The sequence below is a fragment of the Mesorhizobium sp. B2-3-14 genome (assembly GCF_006442175.1).
GTDB classification, from domain to species: domain Bacteria; phylum Pseudomonadota; class Alphaproteobacteria; order Rhizobiales; family Rhizobiaceae; genus Mesorhizobium; species Mesorhizobium australicum.
On record NZ_VFVP01000008.1, the window covers coordinates 251401 to 267407 of the forward strand.

A 16007-nucleotide genomic window follows, 5' to 3' on the forward strand; every position below is an offset into this window, starting at 1 on the left:
CCCTGTTTCCTAGAGATTTTCTGGGGTTGTCGAGGAAGGATCTACTGGCTGTCCTGCGCGCCTGACATGATGGAGAAGTCGACATTCTCCCAATCGCCGGTTCCGGGCCAGAAAAAAGTGAAGATCAGCGTGCTTCCGTTGGGGAGGCTGGCCGTGGGCAGATCGACAAGATGAAGGCCGAAAGCGTTTTCCGCTGTCCGGCTGTCGTGGGCGGTTGCCCAATTGTCCGTGCTCCAGTGGATGGTGGCCGCCGTCAGCAGCTCGACGCGCAATGTCTTGCCCTCGGGCAGTGCGCGGATCTTGTTGTTGAAGCGCCATGCCCTGAACGACGATACGGTCTTGTCCTGGATGTAGCGCTTCACGCCTTGCGGCGGCATGTCGAAGACGGCGCCGTCGCGTAGCGAGCGCACCAGCTTGATGTGTTCGGAATGCGCCCAGACCAGTGGCATGGCGCTGCCCGATGGCTTGCCATGCAGCAGCTCGCGCTCGGGAATATCGGCGCCGTCCCACACCTGTTCGGGCAGCAGGCCGCCAGGCCCGGCCGACCGCTCCAGCGCATCGAGCAAGCTGGACGCCTTGTCCTTGCGCCCGGCGGCCAGCTCGTAATGCGCCCTTTCGCCGGCCAGCAGGGGCCACGGCCGGCCCTGGCCGGTGCCGTCGAAGGGCGCGCCATCCTCATGCTCGCCATAGCCGTCGCTGTTATAGCGGTACCAGAGCGGCCCTTGTGGCAGTTCGCAGCGCAGCTGCGCGTCGATGACCTTGACGGTGTCGACGATGCGCGGATCGTCGGTGGCCCTCAGGCCAAAGCGCACCAGGGCCAGCGCGTCCGGGCTGACGATTTCCTCGGCCGGTCGGTCGGTGTCGCCTGGTGGCCGGTTCTTGATCAGCACATAGCCGTCCTTCGGCGAGCCGGCTTCGGGGTCGTCTGGCGGCGCAATGCGGACGTAATAGCCGCCGACCCCGACGGCCTTGCAGATGGCGGTGCCGGTGACATAGGTCCAGCGTTCGACCTGGTCGTTCCAGCAGTCGGCGGTTTCGCGCAGGTAGGCCGCCTCCGCCGCTTTGCCGCAGGCGTCGAGCAGGTCGGCGCCGGCAAGCAGTGCCGCGATCTCGACGGCCAGCGTGAACGGGCTGTAGCCGGCGTCTTCTTCCCAGCGGTCCTCGCCGGTGACCGGACCATTGCGCACGACATAGGAGGCGGCGCGCTCGATCATCGGCAGGAAGGCCTTCAGCCTGGCATGCGGCAAGTGGCCAGCGCGATGCAGGGCATCCGCCAGCAGCAAGGGAAAGGCGCATTCGTCCATCTGAATGCCCGGCCAATAGGCCGTGCCGTCGAGCCAGGCGTTCTGCGGCCAATGGCCGTTCGGCTGCTGGATGGAGCGGAGATATTCCAGGATCCGCAGTGCCGAGGCGGCATCGCCGGCGGCGAGAAAGCCGCCCGCTGTTTCGACCAGGTCGCGTGGCCAGACAAGATGGTAGCCGCCGAGATCATCGTCGCCTTTGTTGAACCCCCATGGGATCGACAGGCTGGCCACCGCCGCGCCGGGCATTGCCGACGACCGGTGGGTTGCCAGCACCGCGGTGGAGACGCGGTAGCTGTTCACTCCGGGGACCGCGTGGCGGTCCAGTGGCAGCAGCCCCGCCTGCCATTCGCGCCATTGTTCGACGTAGGATTTTGCCGCCGGTTCAAAACCCCGCTTCAGGCTGGCGAAGGCGTTTTCGGCGGCTTCGTCCGGTGTCGTCCCAAAACCCAGCGCCAGCACGGTTTTTGTGTTGGCGGCGGTGAAGCCGATCTCGCCGGTCAGCGCGACATTGCCGTCCTCGGCACGCCGGCAAGCCGTATCGAGCTTGCCGGTATTGTCGAGTTGCTGCCAGCCGTCGGAGAAGCCGACATAGCCGGCCGAGCAATCCCGCCAGGGCAGGGACGAGGCCAGCGCCAGGCAGGTGCCGCGCCCCGAGGCAAACAGGACAGGCTTTCCCTGGTACTCGCCGACCCAGGCGGTGTTGCCCATGCCGGCATTGACCAGATGCGGCGCCAGAAGCGCGTAGACGCGGTAATCGGCCGCGGAGCCCTTGAGCGGGCTGAAGGTGATTTCCTGCAGCAAGGTCGGACGCGCCGGATCGGCCACGATGCGCTTCTCGATCCAGTAGGCGCCGTCGTCGGCTGTATTGACCAGCCTGTAGGCGGGCACGCCGTCCTCGAACGGCTCGATGCCGTGCGAGGCATCGCGCTTCTCCTCGGAGAAATAGCCATCCATGCCGGTGACGATCAGGCCGAGGTCGCGCGTGCAGGCGCTGTCGACGCGCGGATAGTACACCTCGTTCAGGATGCCGTGGCTGATGGTGAACCAGACGCGGCTGGACGGCGAAAGCGCCGAGCCGGCTCCGCTCTTGGCGCTAGAGGTCCAGCGCGCGGGAATTCCCGGTGCGCCCGGCGGCACAGTCGGCGTCACTGCCATGCTTGTTCGCTCTCCTGGCCCGCATGCCTAGCCATCAAACGAAGCCATTTCAATCAGCGCACCGCAAGTTGATCGCCGGCGCACATCGGATTGCAGTTGACAGCCCGCCGGCCTTCTGCACTTTTGTCTGACAATAGATAAAAAACAGGATCTCAATCGCGAAATTCGTCGACAATCAAACTGATCAGCAACTCTCGGGAGGAGTATCACATGAAGAAACTATTGGTTCTCAGCACGCTTGCGGCGGTGCTCGCGGCCGGTACGGCTTTTGCCGACACCAGCGGCAAGAAGATCGCGTTCTCCAACAATTATGCCGGCAATTCGTGGCGGCAGGCGATGCTCGACAGCTATGGCATCGTCACCAAGAAGGCCGTCGACGACAAGATCGTCGGCGCGGCCGATGTCTTCACCACCGCCGACAAGGAGGTGCCGACCCAGGCCGCCCAGGTGCAGAACCTGATCCTGCAGGGCTATGACGCCATCGTCATCAACGCCGCCTCGCCGGATGCGCTCAACGGCGCCATCAAGCAGGCCTGCGATGCCGGCATCACCGTCGTCTCCTTCGACGGCACCGTCACCGAGCCCTGCGCCTACCGCGTCGTCGTCGACTTCAAGGACATGGGCAAGCAGGAAGTCGAGCAGATGGCCAAGTTCCAGCCCAAGGGCGGCAATCTGCTTGAAATCCGGGGGCTTGCCGGCACCTCGATCGACGATGCCATCCATGCAGGCATCCTCGAAGGCGTGGCCGCGCATCCCGAATTCAAGATCGTCGGTTCTGTCACCGGCGACTGGGACCAGACCACGGCTCAGAAAGCGGTGGCGACCATCCTGCCGTCGCTACCCGACGTCGTCGGCATCGTCGACCAGGGCGGTGACGGCTATGGCGCCGCGCAAGCCTTCGCCGCCGCCGGCAAGCCGCGCCCGACCATCATCATGGGCAACCGGCAAGATGAATTGAAGTGGTGGAAGGAACAGAAGGACAAGGACGGCTACCAGACCTGGTCGGCTTCGATCGCGCCGGGCGTATCGACGCTCGCCTTCTGGGTGGCGCAGCAGGTGCTCGATGGCCGCAAGGACATTCCGCACGATCTGCTGGTGCCGTATCTGGCCTTCACCCAGGACGATTTCGAGGCGGCCCTGCCCAAGATCAAGGAGGGCGGTGTCGCCACCCACGAATACACGCAGGAAGATGCCATCGCGGCGATCAAAGCCAATATCAAGTGAAAGTCGCAGACGCGTTGCCGCGGGCATCACCGAGCGGATATCGTTGAGCATGGCTGCAGGCGACACGGACATCATCAGACTGGGCGGCGCCGAAAACCAATTCGGCGCCGCCAGTGTTGATATCGTAAGACTTGACGGTGCCGAAAAGCATTTTGGCGCCGTCAGGGCGCTGGGCGGGGTGGATTTCCATGTCGGGCCCGGCGAATGCGTCGGCCTCGTCGGCCATAACGGCGCCGGCAAGTCGACGCTGATGCACATGGTGGCCGGGACCTCGACGCCCGACAGCGGCACGATCACCGTGCATGGCGGCATCGAGGACAACTACTCGGTGTCGCGGGCGCAGCAGCTCGGCATACGCTGCGTGTTCCAGGAACTGTCGCTGTGCCCCAATCTCAGCGTCGCCGAAAACACGCGCATCAACCATGCTTCGCTCACCGGCTTCGGCTGGCGGCGCAAGGCGGCAGAGCTGATCGCCGCCAAGCTGGACGAAATTTTTCCGGACCATGGCATCTCGGCCTGGGACATTGTCGGCGATCTGTCGATCGGCCGGCGCCAGATGGTCGAGGTGGCGCGTGCCTTCACCGTGACGCAGGACCGGCTCGACCTGGTCATCCTCGACGAACCGACCTCGTCGCTCGACGCGCACACATCAGGCCAGTTGCTGGCCTTCGTGCGCCGCTTCGTCGCTGGTGGCAAAAGCTGCATCCTGATCTCGCACGTGCTGGGCGAGGTGCTGCGGAACGCCGACCGGATCGTGGTGATGCGCGACGGCAAGGTGGTGGCGTCGGACGCGGCTGGTGCCTTTGATCGCGACCGGCTGGTAGCCGTGATGGGCGGAGCCGAGGCGCGTGCGAAGACCGCCGCGCAGGCCGCCGCCGCCAAGACAGGCGCCAATCCGCTGCGCGTGCGGGCGCGGCCGGCCGGACAGGCGGATGACAAGGACCTCGTCGCGCGCGCGGGCGAGATCATCGGCCTTGCCGGCCTGGCCGGTCACGGACAGACCGACTTGCTGCTGCGCATCTTTGATGCCGCCGCACGCGCCAAGACCGGCATCGAGGTGACGGCGCCGGTGGCCCTGGTGGCAGGCGACCGCCAGTCCGATGGCATTTTCCCGCAATGGTCGATTGCCGAAAACATCGGCATCCGCTCGCTGGCGCGCTTGCGCAACGGGCTGTTGATTTCACCCCAGCGTGAGGCCGAATTGGCCGCGTTCTGGCAGAAGAAGATCGGCATCCGCACGCCTGACATGAACAACAATATTTTCTCGCTGTCGGGCGGCAACCAGCAGAAAGCGCTGTTCGCCAGGGCGCTCGGCTCCGATGCCCAGATCGTGCTGATGGACGACCCGATGCGCGGCGTCGACATCGGTACCAAGCTGGAGGTCTACGATCTCGTGCGCGAGGAGGCGGGCCGCGGACGCACCTTCCTCTGGTACACGACCGAAACCGAAGAGCTCGACAATTGCGACCACATCTATGTCTTCAAGAACGGCCGCATCGTCGCCAATCTGACGCGCGACGAGCTGACCGAAGAGAAGATCATCCAGTCCTCCTTCGGCGATGCGGCCTGAGATGACGGCGACGCCAATCGACAATGGCTTCAAGGGATCGGCGGCACGCAATGCGGCGGCGCGGGCGCGGCTGTTGCGCGGCCTGCTGCCCGCGCTATCGCTGGCGCTGGTGTTGCTCGCGATCGCCTGGCTCAATCCGCGCGCCATCAGCTATTTCGGCTTCAGCCTGATGTTGAATCTGGCGATTCCGATCGCGCTGGCGACGATCGCGCAGATGTTCGTCATCGCCGGCAACGAGCTTGATCTCTCGATCGGCACCTTTGTCGGTTTTGTCGGTTGCGTCACCGCGACCTGGCTGAAGGATGCGCCGCTCGTTGGAGTCCTTATTCTCGCCGGATCGATCGGCATCTATGCGCTGCTCGGCGCGCTGATCCATCTGCGCAACCTGCCCTCCATCGTGGTGACGCTCGGCATGAGCTTCGTCTGGCAGGGCCTCGCCATTCTCGTCCTGCCAAAACCGGGCGGCAAGGCGCCGGACTGGCTGCTGGCGATCATGTCGTTCAAGCCGCCTTTCATTCCGTTTCCGATCATCGCCGCGCTGCTGATCGCGGCGGTCGTGCATTTCGGCCTGATGCGTACCTCCTATGGGGTGATCCTGCGCGGCTCGGGCGGCAATCCGGCGGCGCTCAAGCGCGCCGGCTGGTCGCTGCTCAAGACCAAGATCGTGCTGTTTGCGCTGGCCGGCCTGTTCGGCGTGCTGTCGGGCATGGCGCTGATCGGCATCACCACCTCGGCTGACGCCAATATCGGCAATGGTTACACGCTGCTGGCCATCGCCGGCGTCATCCTCGGCGGCGGCGAGTTCGTCGGCGGCCGGGTCTCGCCGATCGGCGCCGTCATCGGCGCGCTGACGCTGGCGCTGGCCGCCTCGCCGCTGCTCACCTTCATGCACATTCCGCCCGACTGGCAGGTGGCCGCCAACGGCGCCATCCTGATCATCGTGCTTGCGGCGCGGGTGCTGATCAGCCGCAAGGAGAGGTGAGCGATGGCTTCGCTGAAAACCCTGCTCACAAAACCCTGGATCTGGTCGTTTGTCGGTGCGCTGCTGGTGTGGCTGGCGACGATCGCCTTCACCGGGGGCTATGGCGGCGGCGGCATGGTCACGGCGGCATTGTCGCTTGCCGTGTTCACCGTCATCGTCGGTGTCGGCCAGATGTTCGTCATCACGCTCGGACCCGGCAATGTCGACCTGTCGCTGCCGGCCAATATCGGCCTCGCCAGCGCGGTCGCCATGAAGGTGATGGGCGGCAGCGATGCCATGATCCTGGTCGGATTGCTGGCGGCGCTCGCCTGTGGCGCAGCGATCGGCGCCATCAACTATCTCTTGATCTGGGCGCTGCGCATTCCGCCGATCATCGCCACGCTGTCGGCGAGCTTCATCATCCAGTCGGTCGACATCAGCTATGGGCGCGGACTGCAGATCAAGCCGCCGCCTGGCTTCGCCGATTTCACCAACTGGCAGGTGCTGGGCGTGCCCGTGCTGGCGATCCTCACCGTGCTGTTCACCATCGGTGCGGCCATCGCCTTACAGCGCATGATCTATGGCCGCTCGGTGCTGGCTATCGGCCAGAACATCCGCGCCGCCTGGCTCGCCGGCGTCAATGTCGGGCGCATCCGTTTTCTCACCTATACGCTGTCGGGCGCGCTCGGCGGCATCGATGGCGCGCTGCTCGCCGGTTATTTCCGCGGCGCCAATGTCGACATCGGCAACGAATACCTGCTCGCTTCGATCGCCGTGGTCGTCATCGGCGGCACGTCGGTGGCGGGCGGCAAGGCGAATGTGCCGGGCGTCTGGGGCGCGGCGCTGTTCCTAGTGCTGCTGCTCACCATGCTCAACACATTCGGCGTCAGCGCCGGGGTGCGTCTCCTGCTGACCGGGCTTATCATCGTAGGGGTGATTACGGCTGCGGGCGGCGAGAAGGCGGTGCGATGACCGCAACGTCTCCGGCGCGACCGCAGCCTATCCGCCAACCATTGGACCAGCCGGTTCCCATTCGCGGCGTGGCCTTGTAAACCGGTCCCCGATCTCAGTCGGTCATGGGAGGCCCCCACTTGTCCAGTTCTGTCAGCGTCGCGAACGAGGGTGGCGTCGCCATCCTCACCATCGACAATCCGCCGGTAAACGCGCTGAGTTTCCACGTCCGCGAACCGCTGATGCAGGCTCTGGTCGCTTTGCGCGATGACGCATCGGTCGCCGCCATCGTCATTGCTTGCGCCGGTCGGACCTTCGTTGCCGGTGCCGACATCACCGAATTCGGCAAGCCGATGCGACAGCCGGAATTGCGTTCCATCGTGGCGGTGCTGGAAGCCATTGCCAAGCCGACGGTCGCCGCCATCCACGGTACCGCGCTCGGCGGTGGGCTGGAATTGGCGCTCGGCTGCCATTTCCGGGTTGCCGATCAAGGCGCCAGGCTCGGCCTGCCCGAGGTGAAGCTCGGCATCCTGCCCGGTGGCGGCGGCACGGTACGGCTGCCGCGCCTAGTTGGCGCCGCCAAGGCATTGAAGATGATCGTTTCCGGTGCACCGATCGGTGCCGATGAGGCTTACGGCGCCGGCCTGGTGGATGCCGTTTTCGAAGGCGACCTGACCACCCACGCAGTGAATTTCGCCCGCGAAATGGCCCGCAAGGGCGGTCCGTTCTCGCCGGTGCGCGACCGCGACGACGTCCTGAAGGAGACCGACCTTGCCGCCTTCGATGCCGAGGCCGCGGATTCTTCCAGGAAGGCGCGTGGCCTCGAAGCGCCAATTGCCTGTGCGCAGGCGGTGCGCAATGCCGTCACGCTGCCCTTCGACGAGGCGCTGGCGGAGGAGCGGGCGCTGTTCGTCAAGCTTGTCGCCAGCGACCAGTCGCGCGCCCAACGGCATCTGTTTTTCGCCGAACGCGAGGCGGCCAAGCTTCCCGGCAAGGACGTCGTCAAGCGCAGGATCGCCCGCGTCGGCGTCATCGGCGCCGGCACGATGGGCGGCGGCATTGCCATGGCCTTCGCCAATGGCGGCTTTCCCGTCACCTTGCTGGAAACCAGCCAGGAGGCGCTGCGGCGCGGGCTGGCGACGATCGAGAAGAATTACACCGTCTCGGTTGCACGCGGCTCCTTGAGCGAGGATGCCAAGCGGCAGCGGCTCGCCCAGTTCAAAGGCACGATAGATCATGCCGATCTCGCCGAGTGCGACCTGATCGTCGAGGCGGCGTTCGAGGACATGGCGGTCAAGAAAGAAATCTTCGGGAAGCTCGACGCGGTGGCGAGGCCGGGCGCCATCCTCGCCACCAACACCTCTTATCTCGACATCGACGAAATCGCCGCCTCGACCTCGCGGCCGCAGGATGTGCTCGGCCTGCATTTCTTCTCGCCGGCCAACGTCATGAAGCTGCTGGAGATCGTGCGCGCCGAAAAAACGGCGCCCGATGCGCTGGCGACCGTGATTGACCTTGCGCGCCGGATCGGCAAGGTGGCTGTCGTCGTCGGCGTCTGTCACGGCTTCGTCGGCAACCGTATGCTGGCCGCGCGCGGCTCGGAATCCGAGGCGCTGCTGCTCGAAGGCGCGACCCCCAGCCAGATCGACAAGGCGTTCACCGATTTCGGCTGGCCGATGGGTCCGTTCCAGATGGGCGACCTTGCCGGCCTCGACATCGGCTGGCGCAACCGCAAGGCGCGGGGCCTGACGGCCGTCATCGCCGACACGCTGTGCGAACAGGGGCGCTTCGGCCAGAAAACCGGCCGTGGCTTCTATCTCTACGAGAACGGTTCGCGCACGCCGGTGCCCGATCCCGAGGTCGAGGCGCTGATCCGCGACAAGGCGGCGGAAAAGGGCATCGTGCCGCGCACGATAGACGCCGACGAAATCATCGAGCGCACACTCTATCCCCTGGTCAACGAAGGCGCGAAGATTCTGGAGGAGGGAATCGCGGCCCGTGCGTCCGACATCGATGTCGTCTGGGTCAATGGCTACGGCTTTCCCATCGGCAAGGGCGGCCCGATGTTCTGGGCCGGCCTCGAAGGCGCGGCCAGGATCGTCGGGCGACTCAGGTATTGGCATGAGCGGACGGGCAAGGATGTTTTCAAACCGGCGCCCTTGCTCGAGCGGATGGCCAAAACCGACTCGTGGGAAGCCTGACCCGGGGTAGTCAGCGGCCTGCGGGAATCACCGGATCCGCGCGTCGATGATCTCGACGAAGCGGGCGAAAAGGCCGGCCTGCGACTTGATGTTGAGCTTGCGGTAGATGTTGCGGCGATGGACCTTCACGGTTCCCGGCACGATGCGCATGGCCCTGGCGATCGATTCCGTCGAATGGCCCTGCAGCACCAGGTCGACGACGTGTTTTTCGCGCGGCGTCAGCGACAGGCTTTTCCAGATATGGGCGCGGTCGAACTCGTTGACCTCGGTGATTTCCTCGTCCTGCTTCGTCTCGGCCGGTTCGTCGGCGGGAAGAGTTGGCCAGCGCAGCCTGGTGAAGCTGATCACCGTCGGCGCCATGTCGCGCAGCAGCCTGGCATCGGCGGTGCCGAACGGACCGGAAGCGCTGAGCCGCATCAGCGACAGCACCAGCGCGTCCTTGCCCGGCAGCGGCACGAAGAAGCCGACTTCCTCGGCCAGCCTGGTCTGGCTGTAATAGGAGCGAAAATATTCGCTGGCGTAGAAGCGATCAGGAGCCAGTTCGCGCATGCGCCAGAACCCTTCCTTGCGCTCGACCGCCGCGTGATGGAAGGGGTCGAGCAGATAGGGGCCTTCCTGATAGAGCGCGACGAAGACGTGGCTTTCGGCCGGCGTGAAGGTCTCGAACAGCAGTGGCGGGCGCGCGGCACCCCGATAGCCGAAGATCACGCAATGGTCGAAGCCGACATGCTGCCGCAGCCAATCGACCATCGCTTGGCCGAAGAGATCGCCGCTCGTCTCCCGCGTCGCCGCGACAAGCGTCGCGAGCCGGCTGTATTCGTCGCTGCGGGAAGCGCTCAATCCAATACCCCCTTAAACGGGAAAATAGATCAGATATACCACCTGCGAGGTATATACTAGCTGCCATTAGCTCTGGTAGCGTCTTGAAATCGCATCGTCCTGGAGCCCGCAGCCTTGACCGCAGTGCCCGACATCGAATTTCGCGGCGTCGCCAAGCGCTATGGCGCGGTGACCGCGGTCAGCGGCATCGACCTTGCCGTGCCGCCCTCCGCCTTCGTTGCGCTGCTTGGACCGTCCGGCTGCGGCAAGACCACCTGCCTGCGCATGATCGGCGGGTTCGAACAGCCGAGCGAAGGCCAGGTGTTCATCCGTGGCCAGGACATGGCCGGCACGCCGCCCTACCGACGGCCTGTCAACATGGTGTTCCAGCAATACGCGCTGTTTCCGCATCTCGATGTCGAAGCCAACGTTTCCTACGGGCTGCGCCAGGCAAGGCCACGGCTGTCGTCGCGCGATATCGGCCGGCGGGCTGGCGAAGCGCTCGAAATGGTGCGGCTCGCCGGCTATGGCGGCCGCAAGATCCACGAACTGTCCGGCGGCCAGCAGCAGCGTGTCGCGCTGGCGCGTGCATTGGTCAACAAGCCGGCGGTGCTGCTGCTCGACGAACCGCTGGCGGCGCTCGACAAGAAGCTGCGCACCGACATGCAGATCGAGCTGCAGAACCTGCAGCGCGAGATCGGCATCACCTTCGTGCTGGTGACCCACGACCAGGAGGAAGCGCTGTCGATGAGCGATTTCGTCTGCGTCATGAATGGCGGGCGCATCGTCCAGCTCGGCCAGCCGAGCGAGATCTATGACGAGCCGGCCGACCTGTTCGTCGCCGATTTCGTCGGCAAGACCAATCTGTTGAGCGGCACCGTCGCCGGGCACACGGGCGACCTGGTGGACGTGGCGCTGGCGGACGGCACTGTGGTCGCGGCGCGCGAGCGAGCCGCGCTTCGACAAGGCGAGACCGTCTCGGTCAGTCTGCGCCCCGAATCACTCAGCCTTGGCGCTCCCGAAAGCGGTCCGCTCAAGGGCATCGTCCGCAACCGGATATTCCTCGGCTCGACCGCGGAATACGCGATCGAAGTGCAGGGCATCGGCACTTTGCTCGCCAAGGCCGATCACCTGATCGGCCAAGGCAATCTCTTCAAGCCGGGTGAACCCGTCGCCATCGGCTATGCCACGGGAACGCCGCTGGCGTTTCCGGAAACCAAGAACAACGGGACCAACCAGAGGGTAAACAAACATGTCGAAATCATATCGTGACGGACTGCCGATAAGCCCAGAGAATTTCGTCGACCAGCTGATGCGCCTGAAGCGCGGCTCGATCGGCCGCCGCGACTTCCTTGGCCTCACCGGCCTTGGTATCGCAACGGCGGTGATGGCGCGCGAGATCGGCATCATGCCGACCCCTGCCTTCGCCGCCGAAAGCCTTGGCGACCGCATGTCGATCGCCACCTGGCCGAATTACCATGACCCGCAGACCTTCGAGAACTTCAAGAAGGACACCGGCGTCGCCGTCGAGGTCAACGTGTTCGGCTCCAATGAGGAGATGCTGGCCAAGCTGCAGGCCGGCGCCTCGGGCTGGAGCCTGTTCGTGCCGACCAATTATACGATCTCGACCTACAAGAAGCTCGGCATTATCGAGCCGCTGGAGATGGCGAAGCTGCCGAATTTCGACGGTACGCAGGAAGATCCGCGCTTCACCTCCGAGGGCACGATCGACAAGGTGATCTACGCCGTGCCGAAGAACTGGGGCACCACGGGCTTTGCAGTGAACACCAAGAAGCTGACCAAGCCGATGACGAGCTGGAAGGAGTTCTGGGATACCGCCATGGCCGAGGGCGATGGCCGCACCATGGTGCACGACTACCAGCTCACCACCATCGGCAACGCGCTGAAATATTACGGCTATTCGTTCAATTCGCTGAAGCAGGACGAGCTCGCCAAAGCAGAGGAACTGCTGCTGAAGGTCAAGCCGCATCTGTTCGCCGTCTCGTCCGACTACCAGCCGGGTATGCGTGCGGGCGACGCGTGGATGACGATGTGCTGGACCAATGACGGTGCGCAGCTGCATCGCGACATTCCCGAGATCGCCTATGTGCTGGGCAAGGAGGGCGGCGAGATCTGGACCGATTTTTATGCCATCCCGAAGGACGCGCCCAACAAGCCCGCCGGTTATGCGCTGCTCAACTATCTGATGAACCCCCAGGTCGCGGTGAAGGAGCACCTTGCCAACGGCGCGCCTTCGACGGATGCGCGCGTCAACAAGCTGCTGCCCAAGGAAGTGCTCGACAATCCGATCCTCTATCCGGCGGCGGAGCTGTTGACGCCGCTCGAATTCGGCGCGGCGGCAACGCTGACCGACCCAGGCCGTGCCGAACTGATGGCGCGCTTCAAATCGGCTTGAGACTGGCCTGGATAAAGACAATCGACCGGCGGGCCCATGCTCGCCGGCACCGGGGCGGTTTCGATGCACGGCAACAGATTTCGGCGTAATTTCCTGACCGCCTTGCTGCTCGCGCCGGCGACGGCATGGCTGGTGGTCTTCCTGGTGCTGCCATTCATCGCCATCGCCGTGTTCAGCGTCGGCGAGCGGGCGCCCGAGGGCGGCTACCAGGCAGCCTTCACGCTGGCGCAGTATGCCAATCTCCCGGCACGGGCGACCGCGTTCTGGAACACGATGGTGCTGGCGCCAGTGGGCGCGCTCGCCTGCCTGCTCGTCGCCTATCCCGTCGCTTATTACCTCGCCCTGCGGGCGCCGCAGCGCTGGCGGCTGATCCTGCTCGCGCTGGTCGTCATTCCGTTCTGGACCAGCCTTTTGATGCGGACCTATGCCTGGATGTACATTCTGGGTGGACGCGGCATCCCGGCGCTGCTCGCCTTTGCCGGCATCGAGGATGTCAGGTTGATCAACACGCCGGGCGCGGTCCTGCTCGGCATCGTCTACGGCTATCTGCCGCTGATGATCCTGCCGATCTATGTCAGCCTCGAACGGCTCGACCGAAGGCTGCTGGAGGCCTCCGCCGATCTCGGCGCGAGGCCGTTGTCGACCTTTCTCGGCGTGACCCTGAAGCTGTCGCTGCCGGGCGTGATGACCGGCTTCTCGCTGGTCATGATCCTGCTGCTCGGCGAATACCTGATCCCGACGCTGCTTGGCGGTGGCAAGGTGTTCTTCATCGGCAACGCGCTGGTCGACCTCTTCCTGCAGTCGCGCAACTGGCCGTTCGGGTCGGCCATCGCGATCACGCTGGTGCTGGTCTCGGTGGTGGTGCTGATTGTCGCCAACCGCATTTCGAACCGCGTTGCGGGCGCTCGCCGGGTGGACCTCATCTGATGCGCGCCTTCGTCATTGCCGTCTTTGCGTTCCTCTATCTGCCGATCGTGCTGGTCGTGCTGTTTTCCTTCAACGCCGGCCACCACGCCAGCGAGTTCACCGGTTTCTCGGTGCAGTGGTATGGCAAGGCCCTGTCCAACCCGTTCCTGGTCGAGGCGCTGAAGAACAGCCTGTTCATCGCCAGCACCAGTGCCCTGCTGGCGGCGGTGTTCGGTACCGCGGCGGCGCTTGGCCTGGCGCGTGTCGGCGCCAGAACCCGCGCCGTCTTCGACGGCCTGCTTGGCGCGGCGATCGTTGTTCCGGGCGTCGTCATCGGCATCTCGACGCTGGTCGCGCTCGTTCAGCTGTTCGCGGTCGTCAATCCGTTCCTCGCCTCGGTCTGGCCGGGCGACCAGCCGCCGCGCCTGTCGCTCGGCTACGGCTCGATCATCGCCGCGCATGGCCTGTTCTCGATGGCGCTGGTAACGATGATCGTCGGCACGCGGCTCGGCAGCCTCGATCGCAATCTGGTCGAGGCCTCCAGCGATCTATACGCCACGCCGTTGACGACCTTCCGCTCGATCGTCCTGCCGCAGATCATGCCGGCGGTGGTCGCCGGTTTCCTGCTCGCTTTCACCTTCTCCTTCGACGACTTCATCGTCGCCTTCTTCGTCGCCGGCGCGCAGACGACGCTGCCGATCTATGTCTTTGCCTCTATCCGGCGCGGCGTAACGCCGGAGATCAACGCCATCGCGACGATCGTGCTCGTCGCCTCCGTCCTGCTCGTGGTGCTTGCCCAATGGCAACTGCGCCAGCGCAAGCCGTCAAACTGAAAGCCGCTCCATGATCCTCAAAGACCGCATCGCCGTGGTGACAGGCGCCGGCTCCGGCATCGGACGTGCCGGCGCCATGATCATGGCCAGGGAAGGCGCGGTGGTCGTCATCGCCGACAGGGACGGGACCGCCGGCGAGGCAACGGCCGCAGATATCCGGGCGGCGGGCGGCCGGGCCGAGGCGATCGCGACCGACGTCTCGAACGACAATGCGATCGACCAACTCATCGTCGGCACGCTCGACAGACATCAGCGCATCGACATCCTGCATAATCATGCCGGCATCCAGGTCGGCGGCACGCTGACCGAGGTCGAGACCGCCGGCATGGACGCATCCTGGCGGGTCAATGTGCGGGCGCAATTCCTCGCGGCGAGGATCGTGATGCCGTCGATGATCGCGCAAGGCGGTGGCGTCATCCTCAACACGGCTTCGAATTCGGGTGTGTTCTACGACCGCGAGATGATCGCCTATGCGACGTCGAAACATGCCGTGGTGGCGATGACCAGGCAGATGTCGCTCGACTATGCCCGGCACAATGTGCGCGTCAACGCGCTTTGCCCGGGCTGGGTCGACACCCCATTCAATGAGCCGTTCATCGCCCAGATGGGCGGACGCGAGGCGATCGAAACCTATGTCCGCACCAAGATCCCGATGGGGCGCTGGGCGGTGGCCGAAGAGATCGCCGAGGCGATCCTGTTCCTCGTCTCGGACCGTTCATCCTTCATGACCGGGCAAGCGCTGGTGATCGATGGCGGCGAGAGCATCGGCTGACGCTGCTTTCATCGATCGACCTTTCCCAGTTCAGCCCCGCTTTTTCTGTCGTTTCGCGGGATGCCGGACGGCACAAGACCATGGTCTGGCGGGTATGGGACTTCAGTGCCAAGCCAGGTCAAAGCTGTGTATTTCCTTGTCTTTTCAATTGGTTATTGATCCGATGCAGCGCGCGCTCTCGGATTGAGACCGCATTTGTCTAAAGTTTACCGGGTATGATTAGTGATTTCTCATACGCAGGTGGTTCAGCGGTGGGCGAGTGCGGCGATTCCCGAGGAGATTAGCATGACAAACCGGAAAACACTGTTCGCGGCCGTGGCCGCATTGGCGCTTCTGGCGTCTCCGGCGCTCGCCGGCAATGGGCATGGCAATGGCGGCGGCAATGCTGGAGGCAATGGCGGCGGCAACGGCAATGGCGGCGGCAATGGCGGCACCCATGGGAATGGCAACGGCAACAGCGGTGCTTCGCACGGCAAGTCGTCGGCACCGGGACGGGCAGCCAAGACGGACACGGACACAACGGCCGACGCCACGGTCGATACGAACACAAAGGTCTCGTCCGTGCCCAAGGAGAAGAATATCCACGCCAAGCTTGGCCGGCTGAACTCGCTGCAGCGCAACGTCAACGCCTATATGAACTCCAAGAGCAAGAAGTTCGCCGCCGTTCAGGCATTCGTGACGCAGTCGGCGAAAGCCAAGAACGCGCAGACCGCGGCTGCGGCGGCCGCTGCCACAGCTGCCGCGGCCCAGGCTCAACTGGATACGCTGAATTCGCAGTTGAGCGCACTGACGTCGCTGTCTCAGGCCGAAATCGACGCCATGACAGCCGAACAGCAGGCGGCCCTGCCCGGCCAGATATCGGCGCTGCAGGCTGACATCACTGCCCAGCAGGCGG

At 64.6% G+C, this 16007-nt stretch carries 13 protein-coding genes; 11 read left to right on the forward strand and 2 right to left on the reverse strand.

Annotated features, from left to right (window positions below; translation table 11 throughout):
• Positions 1-41 precede the first annotated feature (41 nt).
• The gene (locus FJ950_RS21420; protein WP_140618402.1) at positions 42-2459 is read right to left on the reverse strand and encodes a glucan 1,4-alpha-glucosidase; all 2418 of its coding nucleotides are present in this window, start codon (positions 2457-2459) and stop codon (positions 42-44) included.
• Positions 2460-2669: 210 nt separating this feature from the next.
• Here FJ950_RS21420 and FJ950_RS21425 point away from each other — a divergent pair, with 210 nt between their 5' ends.
• The 5 genes from FJ950_RS21425 (at position 2670) to FJ950_RS21445 (ending at position 9366) form a co-directional block, all read left to right on the forward strand.
• Positions 2670-3683 carry an ABC transporter substrate-binding protein gene (locus FJ950_RS21425; protein ID WP_015315081.1) on the forward strand — a complete coding sequence of 338 codons (1014 nt, stop codon included), beginning with the start codon at positions 2670-2672 and terminating at the stop codon, positions 3681-3683.
• A 49-nt stretch (positions 3684-3732) separates the two neighbouring features.
• The gene (locus FJ950_RS21430) at positions 3733-5253 is read left to right on the forward strand and encodes a sugar ABC transporter ATP-binding protein (protein WP_246681358.1); all 1521 of its coding nucleotides are present in this window, start codon (positions 3733-3735) and stop codon (positions 5251-5253) included.
• Between the two features lies 1 nt (position 5254).
• Positions 5255-6235, forward strand: a complete 981-nt coding sequence (locus FJ950_RS21435) for an ABC transporter permease (protein ID WP_181171364.1) — start codon at positions 5255-5257, stop codon at positions 6233-6235.
• 3 nt (positions 6236-6238) lie between these two features.
• Positions 6239-7186, forward strand: a complete 948-nt coding sequence (locus FJ950_RS21440; RefSeq protein WP_140618406.1) for an ABC transporter permease — start codon at positions 6239-6241, stop codon at positions 7184-7186.
• Between the two features lie 119 nt (positions 7187-7305).
• Positions 7306-9366, forward strand: coding sequence for a 3-hydroxyacyl-CoA dehydrogenase NAD-binding domain-containing protein (locus tag FJ950_RS21445; protein ID WP_140618408.1), 2061 nt, complete (start codon positions 7306-7308; stop codon positions 9364-9366).
• A 27-nt stretch (positions 9367-9393) separates the two neighbouring features.
• On the opposite strand, the gene FJ950_RS21450 is transcribed toward FJ950_RS21445, so the two are convergent.
• Positions 9394-10206 carry a LuxR C-terminal-related transcriptional regulator gene (locus tag FJ950_RS21450; RefSeq protein WP_015315086.1) on the reverse strand — a complete coding sequence of 271 codons (813 nt, stop codon included), beginning with the start codon at positions 10204-10206 and terminating at the stop codon, positions 9394-9396.
• Between the two features lie 114 nt (positions 10207-10320).
• Here FJ950_RS21450 and FJ950_RS21455 point away from each other — a divergent pair, with 114 nt between their 5' ends.
• The 6 genes from FJ950_RS21455 to FJ950_RS21480 form a co-directional block, all read left to right on the forward strand.
• The gene (locus FJ950_RS21455) at positions 10321-11457 is read left to right on the forward strand and encodes an ABC transporter ATP-binding protein (protein ID WP_140618410.1); all 1137 of its coding nucleotides are present in this window, start codon (positions 10321-10323) and stop codon (positions 11455-11457) included.
• On the forward strand, positions 11438-12601 hold the full coding sequence (locus tag FJ950_RS21460) for a spermidine/putrescine ABC transporter substrate-binding protein (RefSeq protein ID WP_015315088.1): 1164 nt from the start codon (positions 11438-11440) through the stop codon (positions 12599-12601). The genes FJ950_RS21455 and FJ950_RS21460 overlap by 20 nt, the downstream gene beginning before the upstream one ends.
• Positions 12602-12664: 63 nt before the next feature.
• Positions 12665-13528: an ABC transporter permease gene (locus tag FJ950_RS21465; protein ID WP_041163641.1), complete on the forward strand. Its 864-nt coding sequence runs from the start codon at positions 12665-12667 to the stop codon at positions 13526-13528.
• Entirely contained in the window at positions 13528-14340 is an 813-nt protein-coding gene (locus FJ950_RS21470) for an ABC transporter permease (RefSeq protein ID WP_015315090.1), read from the forward strand. The genes FJ950_RS21465 and FJ950_RS21470 overlap by 1 nt, the downstream gene beginning before the upstream one ends.
• Positions 14341-14350: 10 nt before the next feature.
• Positions 14351-15112 carry a glucose 1-dehydrogenase gene (locus tag FJ950_RS21475; protein WP_015315091.1) on the forward strand — a complete coding sequence of 254 codons (762 nt, stop codon included), beginning with the start codon at positions 14351-14353 and terminating at the stop codon, positions 15110-15112.
• A 285-nt stretch (positions 15113-15397) separates the two neighbouring features.
• The coding region (locus tag FJ950_RS21480; protein WP_140618412.1) for a hypothetical protein at positions 15398-16007 on the forward strand (610 nt) is incomplete at its 3' end.